The organism is Candidatus Woesearchaeota archaeon (assembly GCA_018303405.1).
Lineage (GTDB): Archaea > Nanobdellota > Nanobdellia > Woesearchaeales > JABMPP01 > JAGVYD01.
The window spans coordinates 21,906-45,781 of the sequence record JAGVYD010000002.1; the positions used below are offsets into that span (position 1 = coordinate 21,906).

A 23,876-nucleotide genomic window follows, 5' to 3' on the forward strand; every position below is an offset into this window, starting at 1 on the left:
AGTAGTTACAAAATTAACATATGATTTACTAATTTTCTATAATGAAAATAATCTCGCTAAATTCCCATTAGCTTTATTAACGCCGACATAATACTTAAAAATATGTCAAGCCTGCTGCCAGTTGAAAAGGTGAAGCGTGAGATTCTGAACAGGATTGAAAATCCATCCATTTCTCCAAAATTCGGCGCTGACCCGGGCGCAAGGGCGATTCCTGCACTTTTAGATTATGGCATTGTCAACCTTGACAAGCCCGAGGGCCCGACAAGCCACCAGGTGAGCTACTATGTCCAGGAAGCATTGGGAATTTCCAAAAGCGGCCATTCCGGGACGCTGGACCCAAATGTCACAGGCGTATTGCCTGTTGCGCTGGGCAGGGCAACCAGGGTTGTCCAGGCTCTTTTGTCAGAAGGCAAGGAGTATGTTGGCATCATGCACCTGCATAAAGAGGTAACAAGGGAACAACTTGAAACCACAATAAAGTCCTTTGTCGGAAAAATCAAGCAGCTGCCCCCGATCCGCAGCAATGTCAAGCGGCAGACAAGGTTCAGGAAAATTTACTATTTTGACATTCTTGAATTCAATGGCCAGGATGTGCTTTTCAGGACAGGGACCCAGGCAGGCACTTACATAAGGAAGCTCTGCCATGACATCGGCCAAAAGCTAGGGACAGGCGCGCACATGTCTGAGCTGAGAAGGACAAAGGTCGGCCATTTCAATGAGGGCAATATTGTGACGCTTCAGGACCTAAAGGATGCTTACTGGTTCTGGAAAAATGAGGGCAATGAAAAATTCATAAGGAAATGCATTTTGCCCATGGAGCAGGCATGCCTGGGCCTTGGGAAAATTTACCTGCTGGATTCTGCTGTTGACACAATCTGCCACGGCGCCAACCTTGCCGTGCCCGGCATTGCAAGGCTCGAAACAGGCATTGAAAAAGACAGCCAGGTTGCATTAATGACGCTGAAAGGCGAGCTTATTGCGCTTGGCAAGTCGCTGATGTCAAGCAAGGACATTCATTCTGCAGGGAAAGGGCTCGCGGTGAAAACAGACAAGGTGTTCATGCCAGCAGGCACCTACCCAAAAATGCAGAAGGTCTGATGCGGCATTTTCTGCAATTCAATCTCCAGCCTGAAATGTGAATCCCCTTAGGTATTCCTGTCTCCGGTGCAATTTGTAGAGCATTTCATGCGCCTGTTCTGTCAGGGTATTGAACAAATCCCCTGTCACAACCATATGCTTGCTGTCAATATCCAATTTTTTGCCTGCAAGATTGTAAGCCTTCACAAACTCTGTGTAATTCATGCCTAGGATATGTGAGCAAACCTGCTCATAAGCATCGTCAGGCAGCGGCGGGCAAAAAACTGCACTTTCCGTGCCCATAAGCTTGCCTAATTCCTTTGCTTTTGCCATTCCATGCTGTTTTCCCATGAGATAGAGCTTGTCAATCCTCGGGTCATTCATCATCAGGTCCAGGCCAATTGTGTAGCACATAATGCTTCCAATGTAGGGTATGCCCGTTCTCATCCAGATATCCCTTTTCTTTTCGAGCTTCCGGTATTCCTTCTCAGCAAGGGCCTTGGTTTTTGTCCTTGCCAAAGTGTTCAATTCATCCTTAAAGTCATCAATTGCCTTTCTGTCGATTTTGATGGAGTAGCCATCATGGGTGGCAGCCTGCCTCTTTTTGAATTCAGCCAAGCCTTCCATCTGCATATTGGCAAAAGACATGAGCAGGAAAAGGTGCGAGAAATCGCTTATCTCCTCCAAGGGGGCATGCAGTTTTTTTGCCAAATCAAGCTCAAACTTGTTTTTGACAGTCAGGCTGTGCCAATGGTGCCACATCTGCGCAAAAAGAATCCTCTTGATGGCCGGCTCAATTGTCCTGTTGCCTTTTGTCCACGGAACGGCAACTTTCTCCACGAGCCAATGCCCGTTAAATTCCAGGTATATGACATGCGCATTTGATATGTCCTCATAATAATAGACAAAGCTCTCATCAAATCTTTTTGTATCTGTTATTTTAATCTGGAATTCATACTTGCTTGAAGTAATCAGCTTTGGATTTTCATGCAATAGCTCCCTTGCCGCCTGCGAAAATATCAATTTAATTGATTTTAAAAATTGCTCAAAGGTTAGCAATGATCTGTACTTCCTGCTGTATTTGCCCTCCTGAAAATTCGAATAAATGAATGTGATGCTGAACTTTGTCCCATAAACATCAAATTCCATCCGTTCAACACTGCCCATTCTAATCCACCGTGAATAATCTTGAGTCCTTTCCGACGTCAAACAGCCCAAGCCTGGCGCCCGCATCCAGCCATCCATGCGCATAATTCAGCGCTGCAAAGGCAGTGACTATCTCGCCCTTTTCCCGAAAATACCCGGCGTCAGCATAATACCTTTTAGCCATGTCAAGAAAGTCCTCAGCAACAGCATTCCAGTCCTTTTCTTCCTCAAAATCCCCTGCTATTGAAATCCTGACCTTGCCGAGCGCCTCGCCAGTAACCCTGAAGTATTTTTCCAGCTTTTCATCCGTCACTTCTTTTGATGCCATGGCATCAAATATACCCCTAATCATTATAAATAAGTTTCTATGCAAGTTTGTCCTCAAAAGGAATTTCCACTGCAACAGGCTTAGCAGGAAAGTTTACGTTTTGCCATCAATTCTGCGAGCATCTGGAAATAAGGCAGACAGCAGTTTTCGGGGTGCGGTCACTCGCTCTGCTCGTTCGGCACTTAAGCGATTCCAAAAATCGTTAAGTTCCAGGGAGAAAACTGCCCTCATGAATAAGATGCCCATGCGAGCCGATGGCAAAACCTGAGCCTTCAGGCGAAGTTTTCTGCTAAGCTCTGCAACACAGAAAAATATATATAACGCTGTGGCTAATTAAACAGCAAAAAGAGGCTGAAAATGAAAAATTCAGGTCTATTGCTAGCGTGTCTTCTAGCTTTCACACTATTGTTTGCCTCCCCGGCATATCCAACAGAAATTATAAGGGAAATGCCGGCAAATGCAGTTGTCGATGAAGTTGTCACAGTGGTGCTCCTGCTTGATATGGTCACAGTCGGGGAAAAACTTGTCTACACAGAGACAATCCCTTCAGGATTCTCCTTTGGAAGCTGGGAAATTGACGGCTCAGAGGAATCAGCATCGCAGATTATTGTTAATGTGCAGGGAGACCAGTATACCTGGGAATTTACTCCAAGTGAGGAATTTGTCATATTGAACTACATCGCATTCGCGCCACAGGAGCCTGGAAATTTTATTTTCAGGGGCTACATGGAAGACAATGGGATTGGCTACAACGACCAGGCAGCAATGCAAATTACAGCCGAGGCTGTTGACCCCTGCGGTGACGGCGTGTGCGATATTGATGAGGATGAGTCCATATGCCCTGTGGACTGTTCAAGCCTTGGTTCAATTGAAGGTGAGCTTGAAATCACATTAACCCCTGACATGATAGAAAGCATCGAATATGGGGATGGCACCACTCCTGAAGTGCAAGAAATGGGCCAAAGCATTGAAGGAGTTGGTGAGGAAACACCCTCGCAAGGCCAGGCGCAGGCAAGCAACCTTCTCGACACGTCAACAACTCCTCCTCCTGCCTCAACCGCAAGCGCTGAAGATATCTTTGCCAGGAAAAAAACAGGGCCTGACCCTAAGGTAATAGTCCTTTTGGGCGCGTCGCTGGCAGTGCTTGGCCTGACTGTATATGGCATTTACGCGCAGATTAACAAAAAGAAATCAGGCGCCTCAGCCAATCCACTGCAACAAGCGCGGGATACAGCCGAGGAAGTTAAAGAAACCCTGGAAAGGATGCGGTCAAGGACACTGCCTAAAAATGCGCCGCCTGCACCATCTCGCCAAAGGATTTCGTCGGAACTGCCTTCATTTACAGATGGGACATCCAGCTTTGAGCTGCCGGCAATTCCAAAGGAACTCAGGAAAGACCAGGCCCGGATATTGTCCATCCCTCCTATTCCTGCTCCAAATTCAGCAAGGCCTGGCCTGGCCAGGCCAGGCACTCCTCCTCTTCCGCGGCGGGAAGCTTCTGCACAGCCCCAGTCCGCTGACTCCCGTCAAAATCTGGCCCAGCCCAAGGATATGGAGCAGCCTGTATCCAATGAAGATGTTGACAAGCTGCTCGACAGCGTGCTGAAAAATCAAAAATAAAGCTGAAAAATAAATTAAATATAAACTCAAAGAAATAAAATAAATAAAATAAAAAAGAGCAATCAATGATTGCTTATTTCTTCTCTTCAGGCTTTGGCGCGCTGGTTCTATGGGCCACTTCCCTCCTGATTTCAATCGGGACCAGGCCTTGCTCATATTCCAGTTTTGCAATCTCCACCGGATTGTACCTAAGCTTAGCGAGCTCTTCCTGGCTGAGCTTTATCTTGAATGGAGCGCCCATTGAAATCTGGAGCGCCCTGCTTCCCAGTATCCTCGCTTTTTCATACCTTGAATACTTTACGATGGTTTCCTTCTTGCTCTTGTCTGTCATCTTTGCTCACCTACAGGAATTTCCTGAGCTCCCTGCTCTTCTCCATTGCCAGGGTTATCATTGCATCAACATCCTTGTCTGTAATCGGCATGTCGCCGCCCTTTTGCATGGCGCAAACGATATTTTTTTCAGTCAAGGCAACAGTCAGCCTTGCATCCACCGATCTCTCCTCTTCTGTGCTTGGGTCAACCAGCAGGTGGTTCCCAATCTTGGAAACTGTCACTGAGACCGGGGTTATCTTCATTGGAAGAGTCTTGGTTGTCAGCTTCTTGTAATTGACCTTGTCGCCGTCCAATTCCGGGAACTTGACTTCCTGGAGGGCTGCTATGGCTGCCAGCGCTGATGCGTCCAGCAAGTTGCCCTCATCATTGATTGAGACAATGTCTATATTTGCGCCCCAAACCTTCTCTCCCGGCGCAACAGCCAGCTTCTTGAGGTCGACTGATTTTGACTCCCTTATGCCCCTGTCCACGACCCTGGCCAGCTCAATTGCCTGTATGCCTGGCGGGCCGAGCTCAAATTCCGGGTTTGACATTGGCAGCAGTTCTGCGCCAACCATCAGCATTCCTTCGTCAGGAGTGTCCGGGAAAGGCTTCTCAAGGCTCATCTTGACCCCTGCAATAACCTCTGTGTTCCCAATCTTGACCCTTGCCGAGCCCTCTGCATTCTTGACAACATTCTTCTCCACAACAATTGCCCTGTAATCAGTCAATTTTCTGCCGTCATACCTTAAGTTAAGGTTTAGGCTTTCCAAAATATGCTTTTTTTCATCACTCATCTGAACCACCATTCTGATACTTCTCCTTAAGTGCCTGCCTTTGGACTGCATTTATGTCCTTGCAGACCTTTTTGGCATATTGTATCCCCTGCATCAACTCTTCCTTTGTGATTTCCCCGTCCATCTGGAGCAGGGTTATCTGCTCTGTCCTTGGCATCATTGCAACAGGGACATCCGCAACAGGGCCATCCTCATAGGCTTCCTCATCATAATTCAGGTCAACAACAATCTTGTCATCAACCCTTCCGACTGACACTGCAGCCACCATGTCCTTCATGGTTATGCCCGCGTCAGCAAGCGCAATTGAGGCTGCGCAAATTCCAGCGCATCTTGTGCCCGCGTCTGTCTCTGGCAGGTCGATAAAAATGTCAATCACTGAATTCGGGAACTCTTCCAGCTCCACAACAGGCAAAAGTGCTTTTTCTATGACCATAGACAGCTCCCTTGATCTCCTGTTTCCACCCGGCCTTACCCTTTCCCCGCTTCCGGAGAATGGCATCATGTTGTAATTCACCCTGAGGATTCCTTTTTCCGGATTCTGCATGAACCTCGGGTAAAGGTCCCTTGGGCCGTACACTGTGGCGTATGCCACTGTGTCGCCTATCTTGAAGTATGCTGAGCCGTCAGCCCTGCTGATCACTCCTGCTTTTGCTTCCATCTTCCTTGTTTCGTCGAATTTTCTTCCGTCGAATCTTTTAGTGTAACTCATATCATTCACCTTGTTATTGGCTATCCTGCTGCGGCGCAGATGGCCTTGCACCTGATGCCTCGAGATATTCCTTTATCCTCTCGGTCAGGCCAGGCACATGAGACTCTGTCTCAATTTTCCTGATTGTGTTGACTGCCAGAAGCTCCTTTTCAGGAGTTCCCTGGATCCACACAACACCGTTCTGGCCGACTACAACCCTGCAGTCTGTATACTGCTTTATCATGCTGACCATGGAGCCTTGCTTTCCGATTATTCTCGGCACTTTATGCGGATTGACTTTGATTATCCTTCCGCCAACAAGCTTCCTGAGGCCCTGCCCTTTCATTGAAACATCAATCAGCTTCTGTGATGTGACATTTACAATTATTGAGACAGTATAGTCTCCAATGTCATAATACCTGGTCAGGTCAGCACCCCTCTGTATGTATTCAGAGGTTGCGTCCTTGAGCGACAGCATCGCCGGATAAGCGCTGTTTGTGTCAATTCTCCAGCCGCTGAACGCCACATCAATCACCCTTCCGATGATCGTGTCCCCTTTCTTTGGCATGTACCTGCCTGTCAGGGGTATGACCTTCAATGCCCTTCCTTCAACAGCCAGCAATCCCAGCCGTGAGGCGATTATCTTGTCCTTGTCCCTATAAGTGCCCACTGCCGGCAGGTAATCTATCCCTGCGGCCAGCTCTTCTCCCGGCACTACTATGGTTTTGTCCTGTACTAACAGTTCACTCATTTTATATCACTCCGTATTTTTCTTTTTTTGATAGCAATTTTCATGGCACGGCTTATTGCCTATTTTGTGCCAATTACCTCTGTTTCCACATTGCCATGCGTCATGGCATTCAGCTTGTCATACAAATCCGGCTCAAGCCCTCCTGGAATCTCCACAACAGCAAGCCATGACCCGTCAGAAAGCCACTGGTCCTTCAGCATCTTCCCAAAGCCCTTGACAACTGAATAGCATTTTGCCCCGTATTGCGAGGGGATCCGGATCTGGATTTGCTTTGTCTCGAATTTTATTGGAAGGATAGGCCTGATTTGGTTAAGGACTTCCTCAACCTGCTCTTCCGCGCCCCGCCTTGTGTCTATCCGCACCTTGGCCTCTTCCATGGCTCTTTCAATCCTGTCAATTGGATGGGGGATGTGGTTTCTCGGGTCCACAGCATTCCTGTGGATAATTCCGATGATCTTCCTCTTTTTCTCGTCCACCAGCTTTGCCCTGTGCTCTGTAGTTTCCTGCACCTCGCCTTTCATGATTATGGTCCTTGCCACTTCCAATGGCTCGCTGGTTCCAAAAACTTCCTGCATTTTGTGCTCGGATGCCCGCAGCCCTTTCCTGGCTTCAGTGAAGACCATTTCATCTTTCAGGACATCATGCATGCTCACACTTTTTCCGCTTCGCAGCTCCAGGGCTAAATCCGGGTCGATAACAACTTCAAAGACATCCTTCCCCACTTTCATTCTTGCCACATTAAGGTGGATTTTTTCCCTGTCGAATGAATATCCGCTTCCGCTCATCTTATCTCCTCATTGCAGCATTCATTTCTTGCCCTTGCTCTTCTGGATAACCTTTGTAATCTCATCCTTTGATAGCCTTGTGAACTTTTTGTCCTTTATGCTGATGAATGCGCAGTCAATCCTTTCTGCGTTGAAATTCTTGTCGAGGAATTTTGCCAGTGAATTCACTGCCAGCTTCATTCCTTCATCTATTGTCAGGTCTGTCTTGTATTCCTTGTGCAGGATTTCCTCAATTACAGTCTCTCCTTCGCCGATGACAGTTGCCTTGTACTGGAAATATATTCCTGTTGGGTCTGTCTCGAACAGCTTTGGAGTGCCGTTGTCAATTCCCGCTATAAGCACGCTCACGCCAAACGGCCTGAGGCCGCCTGATTGGGTGGTTATCTGCTTCAGATTGCAGATATCCTTTACTATTGTCAAAGTGTCGATTGGCGAGTCATACACAACCCTGTGCTGCTGCGCCCTGACCTGTGCCCTTTCAATCAAGACCCTGGCGTCGGACAGTATGCCTGATGCTGTTGAGCCTATATGGTCATCAATCTGGAATATCTTTTCCACTGCTTCCGGCACAACTAATTCATCCACTATCCGTTTGTCAGTTACCAGTATTACTCCGTCACTGCAGGTCATGCCGATTGCAGTTGAGCCCTGCTTGACTGTTTTTTTGGCATATTCAACCTGGAGCAGTCTTCCGTCCGGGCTGAACATTGTGATGGCCCTGTCATAACCCATTATCTGATGTGGCATTGGCTGTTGCATTTTGTTTCCTCCGTTTTTTCGGTGTTATCTGTCCCCCTCAATTCAATGTGATAATGATCTTATTGAACATAATTCCTGTAGGCTTTTCCTAGCATGCCGCTGACGCCTATTGACCTGACAATCACATCCTGCGAATTTATTTTCTTGACCAGGGCAAGGCTCGCCTTCACATCATCCAGGCTTTTATTGCCTGTCCTGATGATGCCTTTTTGCTTCTCCTCGTTCCACTTGTCTGCCAAAAGCCACACTGCAGCTTTGGCTGCTCCTGCTTCGCCCATCAAGGCCAGGCAAGAATCCCAAATAGCGGACTGGACAGCAGAAAACCTGCCAATCGGTTTGTCAGATATAACTTCAAAAGCGATGTAGCGTTTCTTTGCCTTCAAACTTGGCAACATAGGCTTCATCTTTTTCATGTTTGCCTTTTTCACCCTTAACCTTATTGAGAAAAAAGTATGTTATTATCCGTTTCTTTTCTCTCGCACCCTCTAAGAAAAATCAGTGCTTTAAAAAGGTTATGGTTTGAATTGAAACACATCCTATTTCCAAGCATTCCGGCTGGGCATTTGTTTCAGATACAATGGTTTTTTCTCTCCCCTTCGCTAATCGAGGGGTGAGAAAAAATCTGCATCATCAGACAAAAGTTCAAAAAACCATATCAATGGCAAATGCCTTAAGAATTCCCAATTAAAACTCTTTTCTTCATCCCCAATAGCCTTTACAAAGGCTATAATCCAAAGACGTCCTTTCTCCGAAAGGCAAAGACGTCCTTTCTCCGAAAGGACAGCTTTGCTTCGCAAAGCCAGAATGGCAAATGCCTTAAGAATTCCCAATTAAAACTCTTTTCTTCATCCGCATGAAGGTCATGCCGTCCCGAAACTCAACCTGCTTCCTGACCATGACATTATTCTTGATGCTGATTATGTCCAGAACATTATTGTAAATAGAGATGGTCTGCATTTGCACTTGATACACCCCCGATATGCTAAAGGCATTATTAATCCTATTTAAAGATTGGCGACTATCTTGTTAAACTCGCTGGCCTGGCTTCAATGCCCTTCTCATGGAGCAATTCAACAAGCTTCTTCTGCTCAGGGCCATCTTGGTCAGCTATTCTCTGCTTTAGCATGTACTGGAATGCTGGCTTGCCCAATTGGCCAGCGACATCCAGGTAATGGATGGCTTTCTCGACTTCGCCTGGCCTGACGACCATTGTTGTCAGTGCATACATGGCAATTCCAGCAATAACCCCCTGGTCAACCGATGACAAGTGCAATGCAGGAAGCCCTGTGTTATCCAGGCCGCGCCATTTCACATCAATTTCATTGACAGCCTCGCTGGCCTCAGCAGACTTTTCAATCAATGCCGCGCCTATGTTAAATGCATCATCAATTGACAATTGATTGGCAATCAAATAATCCCTTGTCGCTGCATATGATTCTGAGAATAAATTTCCAGGCAATTCCTTGCCGTTTGCAGGAGCCAATGAAATTCCCGCGCCTGGCCTGGCAAAACCCTTTCGCCATTGGCGCTTATTATAGGCGCTGTTCACAATTGTGCTCAAATGGGTCCTGTACCTTGAAGCGTTTTCAGGTGAGCCAATCTCAATGCCATTGCTGGTTATTCTGGCCATGTCTGGCATGGGGCTGATAAAAACAGCGCCAGGATGATAATCACTTTTGCCGCCAACTGCAGCTGATATGTCTTTTTCAGCAATATTACTCATTTTTCACTCCCCCTTATTGTCAATTGTTAATCCGGGAAAATCCATTCCTTTTTAAAGTTTTTCATTTTAACCACAAGTAAGTGATTAAATATTAGTCCATTATTTTCATATACCTTTTATTTATTTTCATATATAATAGAAAATTAAAAACGTTAAGACATTTTTTTCATACAGCGAAGCGAAAGGTTTATAAATACTGGCATTTCAAGAAATGCAATAGGGGGATGAGTTAAAACATGGATGCCTGGCTTCGTGCTAAGGTTTTCTATGTAAAACGGGGATGGAACTATGTACCAAATGAAAGCACTCTACAAAACAGTATGCCCTGAATGCGGCAATAAAAAACTTTCCCATAACAGGGAAAAAGGCGAAATTACATGCCCAGACTGCGGCTTAGTGATTGAAGACAGGATGGTCGACTTCGGCAAGGACTGGAGAGAGTTCGGCGAAGGCGGCGAAGGCGAATCCAACAGGCGCGGAGGCTCTCCTCTGACATACACCAAGGAAGACATGGGCCTTGGGACACAGGTTGGAACCTCAGCAGACTTAAGCAAATTCGACAGAAGGACCAAGCAGAGATTCTACAGGTTCAGGAAATGGCAGAACAGGGTTGGCTCAGGTCTTGAGCATAACCTCAGGGAAGCCCTCTCTGAAATCAGGAGAATCGCAAGCAACCTAAACCTTCCAAAATCAGTGGAAGAGGAAGCCGCAAGGATTTACACCCTGGCTGCCCAAAGGGGCCTTGTCAAGGGAAGAAGCCTTGAGGATGTCGCAGCTGGCTCAGTTTACCTGGCCTGCAAGATCAACGAGCTTCCAAAGACGCTCGACGAGATTTCAGATGTCTCAGGCATTGAGAAGAATGAGGTCATCAAGAACTCAAAATTCGTCTCAAGGGAGCTGAACATCAGGGTCCTGCCAATAAATCCGAACAATTACATCAGCAAGTTTGCATCTGCATTGAAGCTTTCGCCAAAAGTGCAGACAATCGCAAACACCCTGATTGGAAAGGCGCAAAGAAGCGGCCTGACCTCGGGGAAAAGCCCGAAGGGAGTTGCTGCATCCGCGCTGTACACATCATGCCTGATGTGCGGCGAGAAAAGGACGCAGAGCCAGGTAGCAGACGTGACTGGTGTGACCGAAGTCACGATCAGGAACGGCTACAAGGAATTCCTGGACGAGCTCAAGCTGAAGAAGGAGATCGAGAAGGGCAAGAAAATCTTCAAGGTCGCAAAGGAAGGCAGGGAAATGGCTTCTGCTGAAGCGTAAGGTTATTTCTTATTTTTTTATTTTATCCTTTATTCTCTATTGTGATGCATTTGTTTGTTTTCATAAGCTTTATAAAATTGGCCTAAATATTTCTCTCCATGGGGATAGAAAGATTATTTGGCGAGAATGTTGAGATCGTCCATATGCCCGAGCCAACACGTGATTCAATAAAAAAGGTAATAGAAAAAAGAATACGATTTGCTGAAGAACAAACTAAGATCCCCAAAGATCATGCATTGGTTGTTGATGAATCTGCATATGATACAATTTTTGAGATATCCCGCAATTCAATAGGCTTGGCATTATTGCTTTTGCGATTGACATTGGAAAACAGGCCAATTTATCAAGGCAAACCCCCTTACAGGCTCACATCCGACCACGTCAGGAGCATGGGCTTCACTTATGAAAGTTTAGCTCAATACTGGGACAGTCCATTAAGGGATGCAACTATAATCCACATGTAAAATCATCAAGAAAAATGATGGTAAATCTATTTTGTATCTTCTAGCTGATTATTTATCTCTGAGCCTTATTTTATAAACTGGCGGCAGTATTCTTTCAGAATCACATTTTGGGCACTTGCTGGGTTTCTTGAAAATATTCTTGTCCTGCCTTTCCTTGAAAATAAAACTGCATTTCCTGCACTGCGCCGGCAGCATGACAAGCTCCCTCCCGGGCTTTATGCTTTTCGCAATGTGCACCAAATCCTCGACAATGTCCTTTGTCTCGCAGCGGAAATGCGCAGCCAGGTCTATCAGCGTCATTTCACCTTGCGATAGAATTTGTATAATCTCATCCCGCCTGGTCATTTTGCAAATACTTATTCATCTATGATAAGGCCGCATTTCTTGCAGAACAGCTCGCCGTTCCTGTAATCAAGGCTCTTGCTACCGCAATCCGGGCAGACAACAACCTTGTTCTCGTGCAGAATCGACTGCATTGGTACTTCGTTCATTTCAATCCCCAACTGTGTAAATTTGCTTATTTTGGTATTTATAAATATTGCTGTTTTTGAGGAACTATAACCTCCTTATTTTTCTGTTTATCGACGAAGAATTTCGAAATAGGTGACTTGATCCGGGATAGTGCGCTGCCAGCGTAGAGAATACCCGAAAATACCGGAAAAATGTTGGGCATTCATCAGAAATAAATAATAAATCAAAAAAAAAGAAACACCTCGCCAAAGCGAGGCAACGAGTCCATCAATATTATCTAATTGTCGCAAGTATAAAAATTTTGTGACTTTGTGCAAAGGCGGAGAAGTCTAGCCAGGTTTGACACCTCGCTCAAGACGAGGCGGCGAGTCCATCGCCTTGCGGGTTCGAAACTCAAAGAGCGAAAAATTCGCAGTGGATGGAAGCGCTGCAACGGAATTCCCGTCTCCGCCGCACAAAACCCATAAATTTATTAAGCAACTTTTTTGTTCTGACCATGCACAGCCCCGTAGTGTAGCGGCCAATCATCCGACCCTCTGGAGGTTGGGACCCAGGTTCGAATCCTGGCGGGGCTATAAAAACATAACTCGGAGAAACAAGCTATTAGTCGTGTTCTACAAACCAAAACATTTATATATAAATATGTCTATTAGATATATTATTATATCAATATTATATAAAAATGACACAAGCAACACAATCTTTGGTAACAGAACAAATCAAGCATTCTCCTACATTAAGCACTGTCTTAATGGTGGAAGATACATTAAAAAATGGCGGTTTGGTGAAACTGGCAGAATTAAAAAGAAAACTGCCAAGGAAGGTTATGCACCAAACATTGTTGCAAATACTTGATTATCTGCAATTAAGCGGAAAAATATTAATGGGGACAAAAGGGATTCTTTGGGTGTTTGCTGAAAGAAAAGAATTAGATGCATTTATAAATAGAGGAACTGAAGTATGAACAAGGTTACAAGGGTCATTCTTATAGATAAAGCTGATTTAGAATATAAACTACTAAACGAATTAATAGGAAAGCAGATAAAGGAAGGGAAGAAAAATACAGATGAAATGCAGCTGCTAAGATCAATCCGGCAGAAGATTGATTTCATTAAAAGCAACCCATTCTATGGAGACAATATCCCAAAAGAGCAGATACCGAAAGAGTATAAGGTGCAAAATCTCTGGAGGGTTGAGCTTTCGCAATTCTGGAGGATGCTATATACTATCAAAGGTGACCAGATTGAGATAATATGCTTTGTCCTTGATATTTTAGACCATAAAAATTACGATAAAAAATTTGGCTATAAGAAAAAGTAATTATCTGGAAGATTTTCGTGTTCCCAAAAAATATACAAATTTGCCCAGCATTTTGGCGGGGCTATTAAAGCATAGCTCTGAGAAAAAACCAAATACCCTCACTTGAGGAGTAATTTTGCTTTTTTATTATATCCTTCAATTTCAGTTTTTTTGATTTTGTCAATGAAATTCTTTATCAGGCTGTTAAACTCTTCCGCCTCTTTCACCCCTTCTTGTACATCTTTTTCAGTTGCCTTGAATTCTGTGTAGTATTGCTTGTCTATTCTTTCCTTCTTTGCATTTGTGATTGAAGTATTGTCAATTCTGAACAATTCTTTAAGCAGAATGATTGTTCCGGCATGATTTTCAGACTTGATCCCGCATCTGTAGAGAAGCGCAAGTGCCGAATAATACATTGAATAGTATGTCAATGCGACAGCATCATCAAAATTGTGTATGCCTGACACAATTTTTGCGGACAGTAATGACTTTTGGGATTTTTCCATATAGGAATTTGCAACCACCTCGCTTGGTTCAACAATCTTAATCCTGCCTTCTTTTTGTAAAGTTTTAATGAACGAGTTCAAAGTACCTGTCAACTCCTTTTATGATAATGTGACTTTTTATTATTTCTTTGATAAGGGGCATTTCTTTATCAAATTTGCCTATTTTTATGCTCAGCTTTGAGTCTGAAAATTCTATTAATTTTTTTATCTCTTTGTTTTCAGTTTCCAGGTATAAATCAATATCGCTGTCCTTGTCAATGCTCATTTTAGCATATGAGCCAAAAATCAATGCGAGATTGATTTCTTCATTTGCCTGGACTTTTTCTATTATTTGCCTTAGCCGCGGATATTTTTTAATGATCTCTAGAATTTTGTAAAGTTCAACGATTTTTCGGTATTCGTGGGATTCAAGCGATTTTCTTATAAAGTAAACCTTGTTTCTTCCTTCTTCCCTATAATCAAGAATATTTTGTTTTTCAAGTTCTGTGGCTTTTCGTGCAATTGTGGTTTGATTTGTACGCAATGCTTTTGCTAATCCCCTAATATGGTTATCCTGTTTTTCCAGCTCTTGAAATATATTGTAATTTATTTGTGACATATGTAACATAAATATTACATTGATATATAAATATTTCGGTTTTGTCACCGGAGGATTTTCGTGTTCCCAAAAAATAGACAAAACTGCCCAGCATTTGGGCGGGGCTATTAAACGAAGTTTAAAGTCCAGACATGGTCACGAATGTAGCGAAGCGAAATGACTCGACCTGGCGGGACTATCCAAGTAATGCATTAAGCCTCGTTCGTGCAATAGCGAGGATTTGTGGATTCATTCCATGAGCGTGGTATGGCTTTATGCCATACTATTTTTTACGAGATTTTTTGTTAAAAAATCTCTTTGAATCACGGCGGGGCTATTAAACATAAACCTGAGAAAATACTGATGCTAAAATAAGAGATACATTAAGATTCTATCAAGCTAATCTTCCTTGGAGCTCTTGATCACCAGCATGCTCTCTGTCCTGAATGCAGGATGGATCTTTACCAGGCCTGTTTGCTTGTTTTCAAGCATGTCTGTGAGGTCAGTGATTTTTTTCATCCTGACCTTTGCAATGATGTCCCAATCTACTTCAATCTTTCCATGTAAGACACCCCATTTTCACGCGAGTATTCTTCAAAGCCATACTTCTGCAGTACCCTCATTGCCATCTCATTCTCGCGTTTTATCTTGGTATGGTATCTATGCGAAGGCTGCGTTCGCAGCAAGGTTTCAAGCATGGCCGAGCCAAGCATCCTGCCTGGCCGGATAACAGCGCCGAGCCACATGTACACTCCATCTTCCTCGTACCACGCAGTAATCCCCTCAATTTTCTCTTCCTCCTTTGCAAGGATTATTCCATGCCTTTTGCCTTCCAGCCTTTCAACCACTTCAGCTTCACTTAGCCCTGCTTTTTCCGGTATTTTTTCCTTGATAAGTGGCAGGCATGCAAGAAGGTCATCGAGTGTGCCCTGGACTATTTGCATAGTCCCACCCTCTCAGCAAGCTGCGACATCTGGCTATAGCTCCCAACTGCCACCCTGCAGAATCCCTGCCCTTCCAGGCCCGGCTCATTGTTTAGGTCCCTGACCCTGACATTCATGCCCCTCATTGCAGTGTACAAATTGCCTCCGGGCATTCTTGCCATGACAAAATTCGTCACGCTTGGCTTCACTTCGCAACCTAATCCATTTGCCAAAATATCCGTCAGGGCTTCCCTCCGCACAGCAACATCATATCTCGCAGCATCCTCATTTTTGCCGCCAAGCTTTCTTGCAGCGCGGTCCATTGCTGCCTGGCCGGGCTGGGTGATATTCAACCCGTCCAGTTCGCCATTTTTTGAAACTGCATAGGCCACTTTTCCAGGCTCATCAATACCATAGAACTTTGAGAAAGTCCTCACCACCACAATTCCTGGGTTTTCTGCTGCATGCTTTATCAGGGAAGCCTTGTTCCCTGCAAATTCCATGTAAGCTTCATCAACTATAAGTAGCGCGCCATAGTTGTTTCCCTGTTCAATAATCTTCCCAGGATTCCTTAACCCGCCGCCCGGATTGCTTGGATTTGAGACGACAATTGCTGAAATGCTGTTTTCCCTGACAGAATTTTGGCTCCCATCGCCAAGCCTGACAGTATCCAGGCCAAGCTCGCTGCACATCTTCCTGAAAAATGAAAACTCAGGTGCGTACATCCCGATATTTCCGCTCCCTGCCTTGCCCAGCAATGCATTTACAAGATTCAGTGCGCTGTCTGCCAGCCTGACTGCTGATGGATCAATCCCATTCCTCTCCGCAATCCTCTCGATAAGCGCAGCCTTGCCTGGATCAGATTCTCCCAGCTCGAAATTTGTCCTTAAATCTTCCAGGTTAATCCCGCTTAGGGCAAAAGGGCCATTGCGGATGATAGCGCCGATGGGTAGCGGAGGCATCAGCTAATCTATCAATATTTTTGTCCTGTCCAGCTCTATTCCTATCTCTGTCCAAAATATCTCCATTATTCATTCTAACCACTCCTTGATGTGCCAATAATTTTGCACCTATGTATCACAAGTGTATATTGTTCCGCTCAAGAATTTTCCACTGGTTTCAAAATGGCATCGGACAAGAGTTTAGCTGCAGATCCTTGCCATGGATTATGCCAGTGGCACTTTTACTGCCAGTATGTGAAACACTTCAGAAAAATATGGCCAAAGCTAACAAAATCCAAATTCATGCTCGATAAAACCATATTTTCGCTTGCCATATTCAGTGGTAATAGTCATGACTATATAAATTTATCGACGGTGAATATGAAAAAAAGTATTTTGCTATATGCTTAATTGAACATTTATTTTCTAATTTTTCAATAGCTTTTTATTCTATTGGCCATGCATCCGAAAAATGCTAACTCCCGAGGCAAAGCAGGCATTGGAAAAACAATCCTACATTGTTGTAGGAGAACATTCTGCTGTCAAGACATGTGGCTGGACCAAGAACATGCTGAGGGGCGAAGGCGGGTGCTACAAATTCAAGTTCTACGGCATAAGGAGCCACCAATGCATGCAGATGACAACAAGCATTTCCTGCGCAAACCGGTGCTCATTTTGCTGGCGCGACTATAAGGCGCCTGTCTCAAAGGAATGGGCATGGGCTGTTGACGAACCTGACTTCATCATAGAGAATTCTATCGCAGCACACATGAAACTTTTGACTGGTTTCGGCGGCAACCCAAAGACAAGCAGGTACATGTGGGACCAAAGCAAGAAAGTGGGGCATGTTGCCCTTTCATTGACTGGCGAGCCAATTACCTATCCAAGGATGAATGAGCTTGTCCAGAAATTCCACAAGCGAAAAATTTCAACCTTCATTGTGACAAATGCGCAGTATCCCAACGCGATAAGGAATCTTGTCACATGCACCCAGCTTTATCTGAGCGTGGACGCGCCGGACAAGAAAACCCTGAAAAAAATCGATGTTCCCCTGTTCCATGATTATTGGGAAAGGCTGCTCCTGAGCCTTGATTACTGCAACGAGAAAAGATACAGGACAACAATAAGGCTCACGTGCGTCAAGGGCGAGAACATGCACAACCTGGAGGGGTACAAGAACCTGATCCTGCGCGGCGACCCTGATTTCATCGAAGTCAAAGGCTACATGTTTGTTGGCGCATCAAGGGAGCGATTGAAGCAGGAAAACATGCCAACCCATGCCGAAGTGAAGGATTTCGGCCTGCAGCTTCTTGAGCTTCTCCCGGAATATGAGTTTGCATCCGAGCACATCCCTTCGAGAGTAATCCTTCTTGCCAAGAAAAAATGGCATAAAAAAACATGGATAGACTATGACAGTTTCTTTGAAAAGATTAATGTCTCTCCATATCCGGAAAACCTGGACGCAGAAGAATACACAGTTGGCACTCAGCAGGTCAAGGCAGGCACCAAGGATGAGATGAACCTTGACTGATTTGCTTGCACGGCATCGCTAAGATTTATAAATCTCCATCTGACGCCAATCTCATGGCAGCAACAAATGATGCAGTCACTGCGAAACAGCCCGGCGTGGCAGTAATCCATGCTTCTGCCGAGCATTTGTATAATATTGATCCCTCTGAGAGAATCGCAGCCGGGCTTAAGGTGGACCTGTCGCCTGATCAGGTGGCAATGCTCCGTGCATTGAAATTGGAGCAAAATGAAACCTTGATGGTAGCGCAGGCAACCCGCCTTTTGGAGGAAAGGATAATGGATGAAACATTGAGGCTGGGCGGCTCTTTTGCCGTTGTTGAAACTGAAGGAGTGCGCGGCAGGAGCGATATGAAGGTCCTGATGCATTATGGGAAAATCTACGGCGGCTATGCCCATTTTGATGTGTACGCGTAAGCCAGCCAATTCTATTGGCTTAGTTTAGAAAACAAATTCCGGGCAGAAGTCCAAAGCTTAATTTTGCATTGGCTTCAAATTCTTCCTCATCATGCAAACTCTGAAATAATCTTCGCAGCCAGTTTTGCTGTAATGCCATTCACATCCTTGCCGGGCAATACCTCAGAAACATCGACAATCCTGATATTCCTTAAGTTCCTCAGCCGCTGCACAAGTGCAATGATCTCCCTGGCGCCCAGCCCGCCCGGCTCCGGCGCCTCCACCCCTGGCGCAAATGCAGGGTCAATTGCATCCATGTCAACCGAAACCTGGACAGCATCCCACTGCCTTGCATTTTCCATGATGGTGTCAGCTGTCTCATCAATCCCGTTTGAGAAGATTTGCCTCATGTCCAGCCGCCTTATCCTGTTGGATTTTAGGAAGTCTATTTCCTCCCCTGCAAATTTTCGCGCGCCGACAATCAAAATATTCTCCGGCCTGATAATCCCCTCGTCGACAATGCGCCGTATCCAGTCCTTTTTTCCATCGATGCTTTTGAGGCAGTCAGGATGCGCATCAATCAGGATTAGCCCTGGATTCCGGCTTTGCTTCGCTATCAATTCCGTCAGGAGAATGCTTGAGGCATGGTCCCCGACAAATGCATAGACTTTGCCTTGCCCTGCCAGAATCTCCCCTGCAATTTTCCCGAATCCGCTTTCTTCGCTTCCACTCCCGCTTTTATTTCCTGCAGGAGCCACCAGCTCAAGCCTTGTGAAAAATGAGTTTTCATTGACGGCCTCCTTTGGCAGGGCTTCAGCAGCTGCATAAGCTCCATTCCTCTTATCCTCATTTCCACTTGGCAGAACCAGGACTTTCATGGCACAGGGCATTTTTCCTGCTTTATAAAAATAATCATTTGTAGGGCCTGTCCTAAGGCTTGCTTTTGCCAAGATTTATAATATTCGGCATCCAGTTTTATGCAACAACAAATTTATTTCCACCCTTTCCATTGCAGGCTTAATATGGCATACGGCTATAACAGCGGATTGCTTCCGGCAAGGCCGGTCAGGATACACGGGCGAGTCTACATGCCTGACGTCCAGCCGGGCATGCTTGTCCATTACAGCATGTCGCACGAATCAATAGAACAGCTTAAGCAAATTGTGGGCAGCTATCATGATGGCAGCCTTGATGATGACATGGCAAAGCAAATATTGCGCCTGCCAGCAACTGCTGATGTTGCTGATATCACGAATTGCCTGGATAAGCTTGTAGCAGCAGCTGCAAATCCTCCCTCATCGAGCATTGTTGTGAAACTTGGTTATAACCTAGATGAGTGGGTTGCAAGCTTGCACAACCATCCTATATCAGTTGCAATCCAAAATCTTGAAATCATTAAGGCCCCCGGAAAGAACTTCGTCGTGAGGCAGGGCGAAAAGTACCGGATTCATGTAACAGAGAATGGCAATAGCGGCCCCGACACAGCCATGCCATTCTGGGAGAGAGGCGGGGCCGGGCCGGAAGACACCTTGGCTGCTGAGGTGATGTCCACAACCAACATTCACCCGGACGGCGGGCTTGTTTACCTCGCAAGCCCTGAAAGGGACAAATTATTCACTGCCAACATGGTTGATGTTATCCGCCTTAAGACTTTAACGCAGTAGCATATCTTAGTCTTTTATGGCTTCCTTTCCCTGTGCCAGGTACCCTGCATTTGCCTAATGCAACTGCCCAACTTTAGGTTGCTCAACTTTATATACCGCGGCATTTGTCAGCTATCACTATCCGAGGTGATTTACATGGCAGCAACTCCCAAAGGCCCGCAAAAGATGAAGCTTGACTTTAATGTCGATAGGGCAACATATGACCAGTTCATCAGAATGTGCGCACAGCGCGGCTATGCTCCTCAAATTGTCATTGAGAAGCTGATGACCAAATTCGTGCAGACCGGGCAAATGTAGTTTTGCCCTTTTTTATTGTCCAGATATTGCCCAACGCCAGCTCTAAGCTATCAGTTATTGTCTCTAATCTACCAGTTATTATTTCTAAGCTATCAGTTATTATACTGAATATCAGTCAATATAACCCTCATCCGGCTCTACATCTTTTCAGGCGCTTCAATCCCGAGCAAATTCAGGCACGTTTTCAGTGCATGCTTGACGCTTAGGGCAAGGGCAAGCCTTGCTTCCATGGTTTTCCCGTCAGCCTGCAGAATCGGGCAATTATGGTAGAACTCATTGAGCCTTTGCGCAAGCTCGCTGGCATATCCGGCTATTATGTGCGGCTTAAGGTCTTCACAGGCTTTGCTGATTGTTTCGTTGAATGCAGCCAGCTTTGTGACAATTGCAGCTTCTTCCTTCTGGGTCAGAAGCTTTGCATCAATGTCTGATTTTGGCTTCTTGCCGTGCTTTGCAAGTATGGACGCAATCCTGGCATGGCTGTATTGTATGTACGGGCCTGTGTCCCCTTCAAAGCTCAAGGCCGAATCCCAGTCAAAATTCACATTCTTCTCCGGGCTGACCTTCAGAATTGCATACTTGACTGCGCCATAACCGATTGCCCTCGACAATTCAGCTATATGCGCGACTTCGCCGTGCCTTTTCCTGATCTCCTGCTCGGCTTTTTTCCTTGCCTCCTCCATGAACTCTTCAAGAAGCACGATGTTGCCTTTCCGTGTGGACATTTTCCCTTCATTGAGCAGCACGAATGAATAATGCACGACCTTTGGCGCTTCAATGCCCAGCAGCTTCATTGATGCCTGGATTTGCTGGTAATACAGCTTGTGGTCTTCGCCAAGCACAACAAAATTGTTTTCGCTTTTTTCAGCCTTTTCCAGGTGGTAAGTCAGGTCCCTGAGCGGGTAAAGCGACGTCCCATCTGCCCGCGTCAGCACAAGCACCGGATTTTCCATCGGGATGTCAAATCCCTTCAGGTCCAGGACTTTCCTGTTTTCCTCGTCGGTAAAAAGCCTGCCTGTCTTTTCCAGCTTCCCAAGGGTTTCGGCGGTCTTTTTGCTCCGCAGGTATTTTGACTCGTGGTCAAAATGGCCGTATTCAATCCCGAATTCAGAAAAAATCTTTTTTTGCCCGTCAATGCAGATTTCAACGACCTTTTCAAACTCATCCTTTGTCTTTTTGTCGCCTTCCTCGATTTTCTTGAGCATCGCGAATATTTCCTTCTCAATTTCAGGGTTTTTTTCCATTTCGCCGCTCATCTGGACATAGATGTCCAGCAGGCTCTTGAAATCAACATTCTTCCTGTCCCTGCAGCCAATTGCAAGCATTGCAATCTGCTTCCCCACATCATTGACAAAGTAATGCACTTCAACCTTGTACTTCTCAAACCTGAGGATGCGGGCCAGGCTGTCACCAATCATTGCATTTCTTGCCCTGCCAACATGCGGCGATGCATTGGGGTTGACGCTTGTGTGCTCAATAAGCGCGTTCTTGCCTTTTCCAAGGCCATTGCTTCCAAACTGGTCTTTTTTCTTGAGAATTTCTGCAATGATGTCTGCAGCAAGGCCTGATTTGTTGACTTTGAAATTGAGGTACGGCCCGGCAGCTGCAATTTCTGTAATGTTGCCCGATGCATGCATCTTTGACGCAAGCCCAATCGCAATTTCATCAGGCCTTTTTTTTAAGCGCTTGGCCAGGATAAAGCATGGAAACGCATAATCCCCGTATTCGGGATTTTTTGGCACTTCCAGCGCAATCTCTTCAGTTCCCAGGCCGGTGGCCTTGTGCAGCGTTTCCTTTATCTCTCCGATATATTGGCTCATACACTAGGCTACTGGTTATTCCTATATAATTATTTCGACACTTGATAGGCCCCCTGCTGGCAAAGCGCCATCAGCTTCTAAATCACCTTAATCCCATCAGCAGGTTGAAACTGTATTAACCATCTAACCGCATTAACCCTATAACTGTCAAATTACGGCCAGTGTAAAACCAAATCAATAAGAACACATCCATTAAATGGGCAATTTGTAAGAATCCTCAGCCGCAGTCACTCTTCTGTCTCTTCTTCTCCAGCGTCCTTTTCCTTGTAGCCTTCCTCTTCTGCCTCGTCATAGCCCTCAAGGAAGCCTTCCTCTTCAGAGGATATCTCATCGTCGTCCCTCATCTCTTTCCTGCCTTTTTGGCTGTAGGGATCCTCGTCGTCAAATTCCTCTTCCACATCCTCAGTGAATTCTTCTTCTTTTGCCATAGGCGGGTATCTGAAGCAGCTTATTTAAAAATTTTTTGTTTCAGCAGGGATTAGATTTTTAAGCGGGCCGCCGTTATACACTCAGCATGTACGTACCTGATAAAATGTTTTTCACAAAGGGGGTTGGCAGGCACAAGGATTACCTGCAGTCTTTTGAGCTGGCGCTGCGCGATGCCCAGATTGAAAAATGCAATCTTGTGACAGTCTCGAGCATCTACCCTCCGAACTGTGAACGGATTTCCCTAGAAGAGGGCGTCAGGCGTATCCAGCCTGGTGAAATCACCTTTGCAGTCATGGCAAGGAACGCCACAAACGAGCCCAACAGGCTTGTTGCCGCATCAATTGGCTATGCCCTGCCTGCTGATCCGAGCCAGTACGGCTACCTTTCCGAGCACCATCCTTTTGGCGAGACAGACGAGAAGGCGGGCGATTATGCCGAGGACCTTGCCGCCACAATGCTGGCAACGACATTGGGTGTGGAATTTGACCCCAATACAGCGTGGGACGAGCGCGAGAAGCAGTTCAAAATGTCCGGGAAAATAGTCAAGACCTACAATGTCACGCAATCAGCTGAAGGCGATAAGAACGGCCTATGGACAACAGTGATTGCAGCTGCCATACTCCTCCCTCCTGAAGAGCGTGGCCTGGTGGAAAAGCTCCAGAAAGGGAAAGCATAGGTGGTCATGGCATGGATATTTTAGCCAAAGGCGCTGAGGCCACAATAATAAGGGACAATGAAACAGTTCGAAAAAACCGTGAGAAAAAAAGCTACAGGCTCAGCCAGATAGACGACCGGCTTCGCTCAGCCAGGACAAAAAAGGAAGCAAACATCTTGAGGAAGCTGCAGTCCAGCTCATTTCCATCCCCAAAAATAATCTCCTCGACCCCTGAATCAGGCATGCTTGTCATGGAGCATATCCCGGGCCCGAAAATCAGGGACATCCTGGAAAATTCAGATTACACTTCAATCGCCAGGGAGATCGGGGAAAGGGTTGCGCGCCTGCACAATATGGGCATCATCCACGGCGACCTGACAACCTCCAACATGATCCTGAAGCAGGGGCATGTTTATTTCCTGGATTTCGGCCTGAGCTATACATCGGAAAGGGTGGAGGACCGCGCAGTTGATTTGCACTTATTCCGCCAGGCGCTTGAATCAAAGCATCACACGATTTGGCAAAAGGCGTTTGCAGCATTTGGCGACAGCTATTCAAGGCATGCCGGGCGCGCAAGGGAAATCCTCGCAAGGTTCGAGATTGTTGAAATGCGAGGCAGGTACAAGCAGAAGGGAAGCTGAAGTTTCATCCAGGTTTT

At 45.8% G+C, this 23,876-nt stretch carries 32 protein-coding genes and 2 tRNA genes; 14 read left to right on the forward strand and 20 right to left on the reverse strand.

Annotated elements, in window-relative coordinates; translation table 11 throughout:
- The first annotated feature begins 102 nt into the window (after positions 1–102).
- Entirely contained in the window at positions 103–1,098 is a 996-nt protein-coding gene (locus J4227_00195) for an RNA-guided pseudouridylation complex pseudouridine synthase subunit Cbf5 (GenBank protein ID MBS3108935.1), read from the forward strand.
- Positions 1,099–1,116: 18 nt separating this feature from the next.
- Here the strand turns inward: J4227_00195 and J4227_00200 are convergent, their stop codons facing one another.
- Positions 1,117–2,244, reverse strand: coding sequence for a hypothetical protein (locus J4227_00200; GenBank protein ID MBS3108936.1), 1,128 nt, complete (start codon positions 2,242–2,244; stop codon positions 1,117–1,119).
- 1 nt (position 2,245) lies between these two features.
- Positions 2,246–2,551 (reverse strand): DUF357 domain-containing protein, encoded by a 306-nt coding sequence (locus tag J4227_00205; GenBank protein MBS3108937.1) that lies wholly within the window; start codon positions 2,549–2,551, stop codon positions 2,246–2,248.
- Between the two features lie 357 nt (positions 2,552–2,908).
- Between J4227_00205 and J4227_00210 the strand changes: the two genes are divergently transcribed.
- Positions 2,909–4,171: a hypothetical protein gene (locus tag J4227_00210; GenBank protein ID MBS3108938.1), complete on the forward strand. Its 1,263-nt coding sequence runs from the start codon at positions 2,909–2,911 to the stop codon at positions 4,169–4,171.
- A 73-nt stretch (positions 4,172–4,244) separates the two neighbouring features.
- On the opposite strand, the gene J4227_00215 is transcribed toward J4227_00210, so the two are convergent.
- From J4227_00215 to J4227_00255, 9 genes are all read right to left on the reverse strand, one after another.
- A complete protein-coding gene (locus J4227_00215; GenBank protein MBS3108939.1) occupies positions 4,245–4,502 on the reverse strand; it encodes a DNA-directed RNA polymerase subunit K in 258 nt (85 codons plus the stop codon).
- A gap of 10 nt (positions 4,503–4,512) precedes the next feature.
- The gene (locus J4227_00220) at positions 4,513–5,280 is read right to left on the reverse strand and encodes an exosome complex protein Rrp42 (protein MBS3108940.1); all 768 of its coding nucleotides are present in this window, start codon (positions 5,278–5,280) and stop codon (positions 4,513–4,515) included.
- Positions 5,273–5,989 carry an exosome complex exonuclease Rrp41 gene (locus tag J4227_00225; GenBank protein ID MBS3108941.1) on the reverse strand — a complete coding sequence of 239 codons (717 nt, stop codon included), beginning with the start codon at positions 5,987–5,989 and terminating at the stop codon, positions 5,273–5,275. The genes J4227_00220 and J4227_00225 overlap by 8 nt, the downstream gene beginning before the upstream one ends.
- A gap of 13 nt (positions 5,990–6,002) precedes the next feature.
- Positions 6,003–6,719 carry an RNA-binding protein gene (locus J4227_00230; GenBank protein MBS3108942.1) on the reverse strand — a complete coding sequence of 239 codons (717 nt, stop codon included), beginning with the start codon at positions 6,717–6,719 and terminating at the stop codon, positions 6,003–6,005.
- 59 nt (positions 6,720–6,778) lie between these two features.
- Positions 6,779–7,504, reverse strand: coding sequence for a ribosome assembly factor SBDS (locus J4227_00235; GenBank protein MBS3108943.1), 726 nt, complete (start codon positions 7,502–7,504; stop codon positions 6,779–6,781).
- Positions 7,505–7,525: 21 nt separating this feature from the next.
- Positions 7,526–8,263 carry an archaeal proteasome endopeptidase complex subunit alpha gene (gene psmA, locus J4227_00240; GenBank protein MBS3108944.1) on the reverse strand — a complete coding sequence of 246 codons (738 nt, stop codon included), beginning with the start codon at positions 8,261–8,263 and terminating at the stop codon, positions 7,526–7,528.
- Between the two features lie 59 nt (positions 8,264–8,322).
- Positions 8,323–8,646 carry a ribonuclease P protein component 2 gene (locus tag J4227_00245; GenBank protein MBS3108945.1) on the reverse strand — a complete coding sequence of 108 codons (324 nt, stop codon included), beginning with the start codon at positions 8,644–8,646 and terminating at the stop codon, positions 8,323–8,325.
- Positions 8,647–9,079: 433 nt separating this feature from the next.
- Complete coding sequence (locus J4227_00250; GenBank protein MBS3108946.1) at positions 9,080–9,220, reverse strand: hypothetical protein; 141 nt, start codon at positions 9,218–9,220, stop codon at positions 9,080–9,082.
- A gap of 61 nt (positions 9,221–9,281) precedes the next feature.
- Positions 9,282–9,986, reverse strand: coding sequence for a hypothetical protein (locus J4227_00255; GenBank protein MBS3108947.1), 705 nt, complete (start codon positions 9,984–9,986; stop codon positions 9,282–9,284).
- Between the two features lie 297 nt (positions 9,987–10,283).
- Between J4227_00255 and J4227_00260 the strand changes: the two genes are divergently transcribed.
- Entirely contained in the window at positions 10,284–11,252 is a 969-nt protein-coding gene (locus J4227_00260) for a hypothetical protein (protein ID MBS3108948.1), read from the forward strand.
- Between the two features lie 98 nt (positions 11,253–11,350).
- Complete coding sequence (locus J4227_00265; protein ID MBS3108949.1) at positions 11,351–11,716, forward strand: hypothetical protein; 366 nt, start codon at positions 11,351–11,353, stop codon at positions 11,714–11,716.
- Between the two features lie 48 nt (positions 11,717–11,764).
- Here the strand turns inward: J4227_00265 and J4227_00270 are convergent, their stop codons facing one another.
- The gene (locus tag J4227_00270) at positions 11,765–12,061 is read right to left on the reverse strand and encodes a transcriptional regulator (protein MBS3108950.1); all 297 of its coding nucleotides are present in this window, start codon (positions 12,059–12,061) and stop codon (positions 11,765–11,767) included.
- Between the two features lie 11 nt (positions 12,062–12,072).
- Complete coding sequence (locus tag J4227_00275) at positions 12,073–12,207, reverse strand: hypothetical protein (GenBank protein ID MBS3108951.1); 135 nt, start codon at positions 12,205–12,207, stop codon at positions 12,073–12,075.
- Positions 12,208–12,505: 298 nt separating this feature from the next.
- On the opposite strand from J4227_00275, the gene J4227_00280 reads away from it, so the two are divergent.
- The 4 genes from J4227_00280 to J4227_00295 all read left to right on the forward strand — a co-directional run bounded on the left by J4227_00280 (position 12,506) and on the right by J4227_00295 (position 13,507).
- A tRNA-Leu gene (locus tag J4227_00280) sits at positions 12,506–12,640 on the forward strand.
- A gap of 49 nt (positions 12,641–12,689) precedes the next feature.
- A tRNA-Gln gene (locus tag J4227_00285) sits at positions 12,690–12,762 on the forward strand.
- Positions 12,763–12,869: 107 nt separating this feature from the next.
- The gene (locus tag J4227_00290) at positions 12,870–13,151 is read left to right on the forward strand and encodes a hypothetical protein (protein ID MBS3108952.1); all 282 of its coding nucleotides are present in this window, start codon (positions 12,870–12,872) and stop codon (positions 13,149–13,151) included.
- Entirely contained in the window at positions 13,148–13,507 is a 360-nt protein-coding gene (locus J4227_00295) for a hypothetical protein (protein MBS3108953.1), read from the forward strand. Before J4227_00290 ends, J4227_00295 begins: the two co-directional genes overlap by 4 nt.
- 98 nt (positions 13,508–13,605) lie before the next feature.
- On the opposite strand, the gene J4227_00300 is transcribed toward J4227_00295, so the two are convergent.
- The 4 genes from J4227_00300 to J4227_00315 all read right to left on the reverse strand — a co-directional run bounded on the left by J4227_00300 (position 13,606) and on the right by J4227_00315 (position 16,454).
- Positions 13,606–13,992, reverse strand: a complete 387-nt coding sequence (locus J4227_00300; protein MBS3108954.1) for a HEPN domain-containing protein — start codon at positions 13,990–13,992, stop codon at positions 13,606–13,608.
- Positions 13,993–14,056: 64 nt separating this feature from the next.
- Positions 14,057–14,590: a nucleotidyltransferase domain-containing protein gene (locus J4227_00305; GenBank protein MBS3108955.1), complete on the reverse strand. Its 534-nt coding sequence runs from the start codon at positions 14,588–14,590 to the stop codon at positions 14,057–14,059.
- A gap of 524 nt (positions 14,591–15,114) precedes the next feature.
- Complete coding sequence (locus tag J4227_00310; protein ID MBS3108956.1) at positions 15,115–15,513, reverse strand: hypothetical protein; 399 nt, start codon at positions 15,511–15,513, stop codon at positions 15,115–15,117.
- The gene (locus tag J4227_00315) at positions 15,504–16,454 is read right to left on the reverse strand and encodes an aminotransferase class I/II-fold pyridoxal phosphate-dependent enzyme (GenBank protein MBS3108957.1); all 951 of its coding nucleotides are present in this window, start codon (positions 16,452–16,454) and stop codon (positions 15,504–15,506) included. Before J4227_00315 ends, J4227_00310 begins: the two co-directional genes overlap by 10 nt.
- A gap of 451 nt (positions 16,455–16,905) precedes the next feature.
- On the opposite strand from J4227_00315, the gene twy1 reads away from it, so the two are divergent.
- Positions 16,906–17,964: a 4-demethylwyosine synthase TYW1 gene (gene twy1 / locus J4227_00320; protein MBS3108958.1), complete on the forward strand. Its 1,059-nt coding sequence runs from the start codon at positions 16,906–16,908 to the stop codon at positions 17,962–17,964.
- 53 nt (positions 17,965–18,017) lie between these two features.
- Positions 18,018–18,377: a hypothetical protein gene (locus J4227_00325; GenBank protein ID MBS3108959.1), complete on the forward strand. Its 360-nt coding sequence runs from the start codon at positions 18,018–18,020 to the stop codon at positions 18,375–18,377.
- A gap of 89 nt (positions 18,378–18,466) precedes the next feature.
- Here J4227_00325 and J4227_00330 read toward each other — a convergent pair whose 3' ends face one another.
- Positions 18,467–19,234 carry an arginase family protein gene (locus J4227_00330; GenBank protein ID MBS3108960.1) on the reverse strand — a complete coding sequence of 256 codons (768 nt, stop codon included), beginning with the start codon at positions 19,232–19,234 and terminating at the stop codon, positions 18,467–18,469.
- A gap of 144 nt (positions 19,235–19,378) precedes the next feature.
- On the opposite strand from J4227_00330, the gene J4227_00335 reads away from it, so the two are divergent.
- Complete coding sequence (locus tag J4227_00335) at positions 19,379–20,020, forward strand: hypothetical protein (GenBank protein ID MBS3108961.1); 642 nt, start codon at positions 19,379–19,381, stop codon at positions 20,018–20,020.
- Between the two features lie 135 nt (positions 20,021–20,155).
- Positions 20,156–20,317 carry a hypothetical protein gene (locus J4227_00340; GenBank protein ID MBS3108962.1) on the forward strand — a complete coding sequence of 54 codons (162 nt, stop codon included), beginning with the start codon at positions 20,156–20,158 and terminating at the stop codon, positions 20,315–20,317.
- Positions 20,318–20,454: 137 nt separating this feature from the next.
- On the opposite strand, the gene J4227_00345 is transcribed toward J4227_00340, so the two are convergent.
- Positions 20,455–22,134, reverse strand: coding sequence for an arginine--tRNA ligase (locus J4227_00345; protein ID MBS3108963.1), 1,680 nt, complete (start codon positions 22,132–22,134; stop codon positions 20,455–20,457).
- Between the two features lie 227 nt (positions 22,135–22,361).
- Complete coding sequence (locus tag J4227_00350; GenBank protein ID MBS3108964.1) at positions 22,362–22,562, reverse strand: hypothetical protein; 201 nt, start codon at positions 22,560–22,562, stop codon at positions 22,362–22,364.
- Between the two features lie 86 nt (positions 22,563–22,648).
- Between J4227_00350 and J4227_00355 the strand changes: the two genes are divergently transcribed.
- Together J4227_00355 and J4227_00360 are read left to right on the forward strand one after the other, a co-directional pair.
- Positions 22,649–23,239, forward strand: a complete 591-nt coding sequence (locus J4227_00355) for an arginine decarboxylase, pyruvoyl-dependent (protein MBS3108965.1) — start codon at positions 22,649–22,651, stop codon at positions 23,237–23,239.
- 11 nt (positions 23,240–23,250) lie between these two features.
- Positions 23,251–23,859 (forward strand): Kae1-associated serine/threonine protein kinase, encoded by a 609-nt coding sequence (locus tag J4227_00360; GenBank protein ID MBS3108966.1) that lies wholly within the window; start codon positions 23,251–23,253, stop codon positions 23,857–23,859.
- The last annotated feature ends 17 nt before the right edge of the window (positions 23,860–23,876 follow it).

Bases quoted from the DNA above. Each gene is read 5' to 3' on its own strand.
- J4227_00225 (MBS3108941.1), bottom strand. From the start codon at position 5,989: ATGAGTTACACTAAAAGATTCGACGGAAGAAAATTCGACGAAACAAGG.
- J4227_00305 (MBS3108955.1), bottom strand. From the start codon at position 14,590: ATGTCACAAATAAATTACAATATATTTCAAGAGCTGGAAAAACAGGAT.
- twy1 (MBS3108958.1), top strand. From the start codon at position 16,906: ATGCTAACTCCCGAGGCAAAGCAGGCATTGGAAAAACAATCCTACATT.
- J4227_00275 (MBS3108951.1), bottom strand. From the start codon at position 12,207: ATGAACGAAGTACCAATGCAGTCGATTCTGCACGAGAACAAGGTTGTT.
- J4227_00255 (MBS3108947.1), bottom strand. From the start codon at position 9,986: ATGAGTAATATTGCTGAAAAAGACATATCAGCTGCAGTTGGCGGCAAA.
- J4227_00340 (MBS3108962.1), top strand. From the start codon at position 20,156: ATGGCAGCAACTCCCAAAGGCCCGCAAAAGATGAAGCTTGACTTTAAT.
- J4227_00210 (MBS3108938.1), top strand. From the start codon at position 2,909: ATGAAAAATTCAGGTCTATTGCTAGCGTGTCTTCTAGCTTTCACACTA.
- J4227_00360 (MBS3108966.1), top strand. From the start codon at position 23,251: ATGGATATTTTAGCCAAAGGCGCTGAGGCCACAATAATAAGGGACAAT.
- J4227_00195 (MBS3108935.1), top strand. From the start codon at position 103: ATGTCAAGCCTGCTGCCAGTTGAAAAGGTGAAGCGTGAGATTCTGAAC.
- J4227_00270 (MBS3108950.1), bottom strand. From the start codon at position 12,061: ATGACCAGGCGGGATGAGATTATACAAATTCTATCGCAAGGTGAAATG.
- J4227_00220 (MBS3108940.1), bottom strand. From the start codon at position 5,280: ATGAGTGATGAAAAAAAGCATATTTTGGAAAGCCTAAACCTTAACTTA.
- J4227_00235 (MBS3108943.1), bottom strand. From the start codon at position 7,504: ATGAGCGGAAGCGGATATTCATTCGACAGGGAAAAAATCCACCTTAAT.
- J4227_00250 (MBS3108946.1), bottom strand. From the start codon at position 9,220: ATGCAGACCATCTCTATTTACAATAATGTTCTGGACATAATCAGCATC.
- J4227_00265 (MBS3108949.1), top strand. From the start codon at position 11,351: ATGGGGATAGAAAGATTATTTGGCGAGAATGTTGAGATCGTCCATATG.
- J4227_00260 (MBS3108948.1), top strand. From the start codon at position 10,284: ATGAAAGCACTCTACAAAACAGTATGCCCTGAATGCGGCAATAAAAAA.
- J4227_00350 (MBS3108964.1), bottom strand. From the start codon at position 22,562: ATGGCAAAAGAAGAAGAATTCACTGAGGATGTGGAAGAGGAATTTGAC.
- J4227_00205 (MBS3108937.1), bottom strand. From the start codon at position 2,551: ATGGCATCAAAAGAAGTGACGGATGAAAAGCTGGAAAAATACTTCAGG.
- J4227_00295 (MBS3108953.1), top strand. From the start codon at position 13,148: ATGAACAAGGTTACAAGGGTCATTCTTATAGATAAAGCTGATTTAGAA.
- J4227_00230 (MBS3108942.1), bottom strand. From the start codon at position 6,719: ATGAGTGAACTGTTAGTACAGGACAAAACCATAGTAGTGCCGGGAGAA.
- J4227_00300 (MBS3108954.1), bottom strand. From the start codon at position 13,992: ATGGAAAAATCCCAAAAGTCATTACTGTCCGCAAAAATTGTGTCAGGC.
- J4227_00335 (MBS3108961.1), top strand. From the start codon at position 19,379: ATGGCATACGGCTATAACAGCGGATTGCTTCCGGCAAGGCCGGTCAGG.
- J4227_00215 (MBS3108939.1), bottom strand. From the start codon at position 4,502: ATGACAGACAAGAGCAAGAAGGAAACCATCGTAAAGTATTCAAGGTAT.
- J4227_00315 (MBS3108957.1), bottom strand. From the start codon at position 16,454: ATGCCTCCGCTACCCATCGGCGCTATCATCCGCAATGGCCCTTTTGCC.
- J4227_00330 (MBS3108960.1), bottom strand. From the start codon at position 19,234: ATGAAAGTCCTGGTTCTGCCAAGTGGAAATGAGGATAAGAGGAATGGA.
- J4227_00200 (MBS3108936.1), bottom strand. From the start codon at position 2,244: ATGGGCAGTGTTGAACGGATGGAATTTGATGTTTATGGGACAAAGTTC.
- J4227_00325 (MBS3108959.1), top strand. From the start codon at position 18,018: ATGGCAGCAACAAATGATGCAGTCACTGCGAAACAGCCCGGCGTGGCA.
- psmA (MBS3108944.1), bottom strand. From the start codon at position 8,263: ATGCAACAGCCAATGCCACATCAGATAATGGGTTATGACAGGGCCATC.
- J4227_00355 (MBS3108965.1), top strand. From the start codon at position 22,649: ATGTACGTACCTGATAAAATGTTTTTCACAAAGGGGGTTGGCAGGCAC.
- J4227_00310 (MBS3108956.1), bottom strand. From the start codon at position 15,513: ATGCAAATAGTCCAGGGCACACTCGATGACCTTCTTGCATGCCTGCCA.
- J4227_00290 (MBS3108952.1), top strand. From the start codon at position 12,870: ATGACACAAGCAACACAATCTTTGGTAACAGAACAAATCAAGCATTCT.
- J4227_00345 (MBS3108963.1), bottom strand. From the start codon at position 22,134: ATGAGCCAATATATCGGAGAGATAAAGGAAACGCTGCACAAGGCCACC.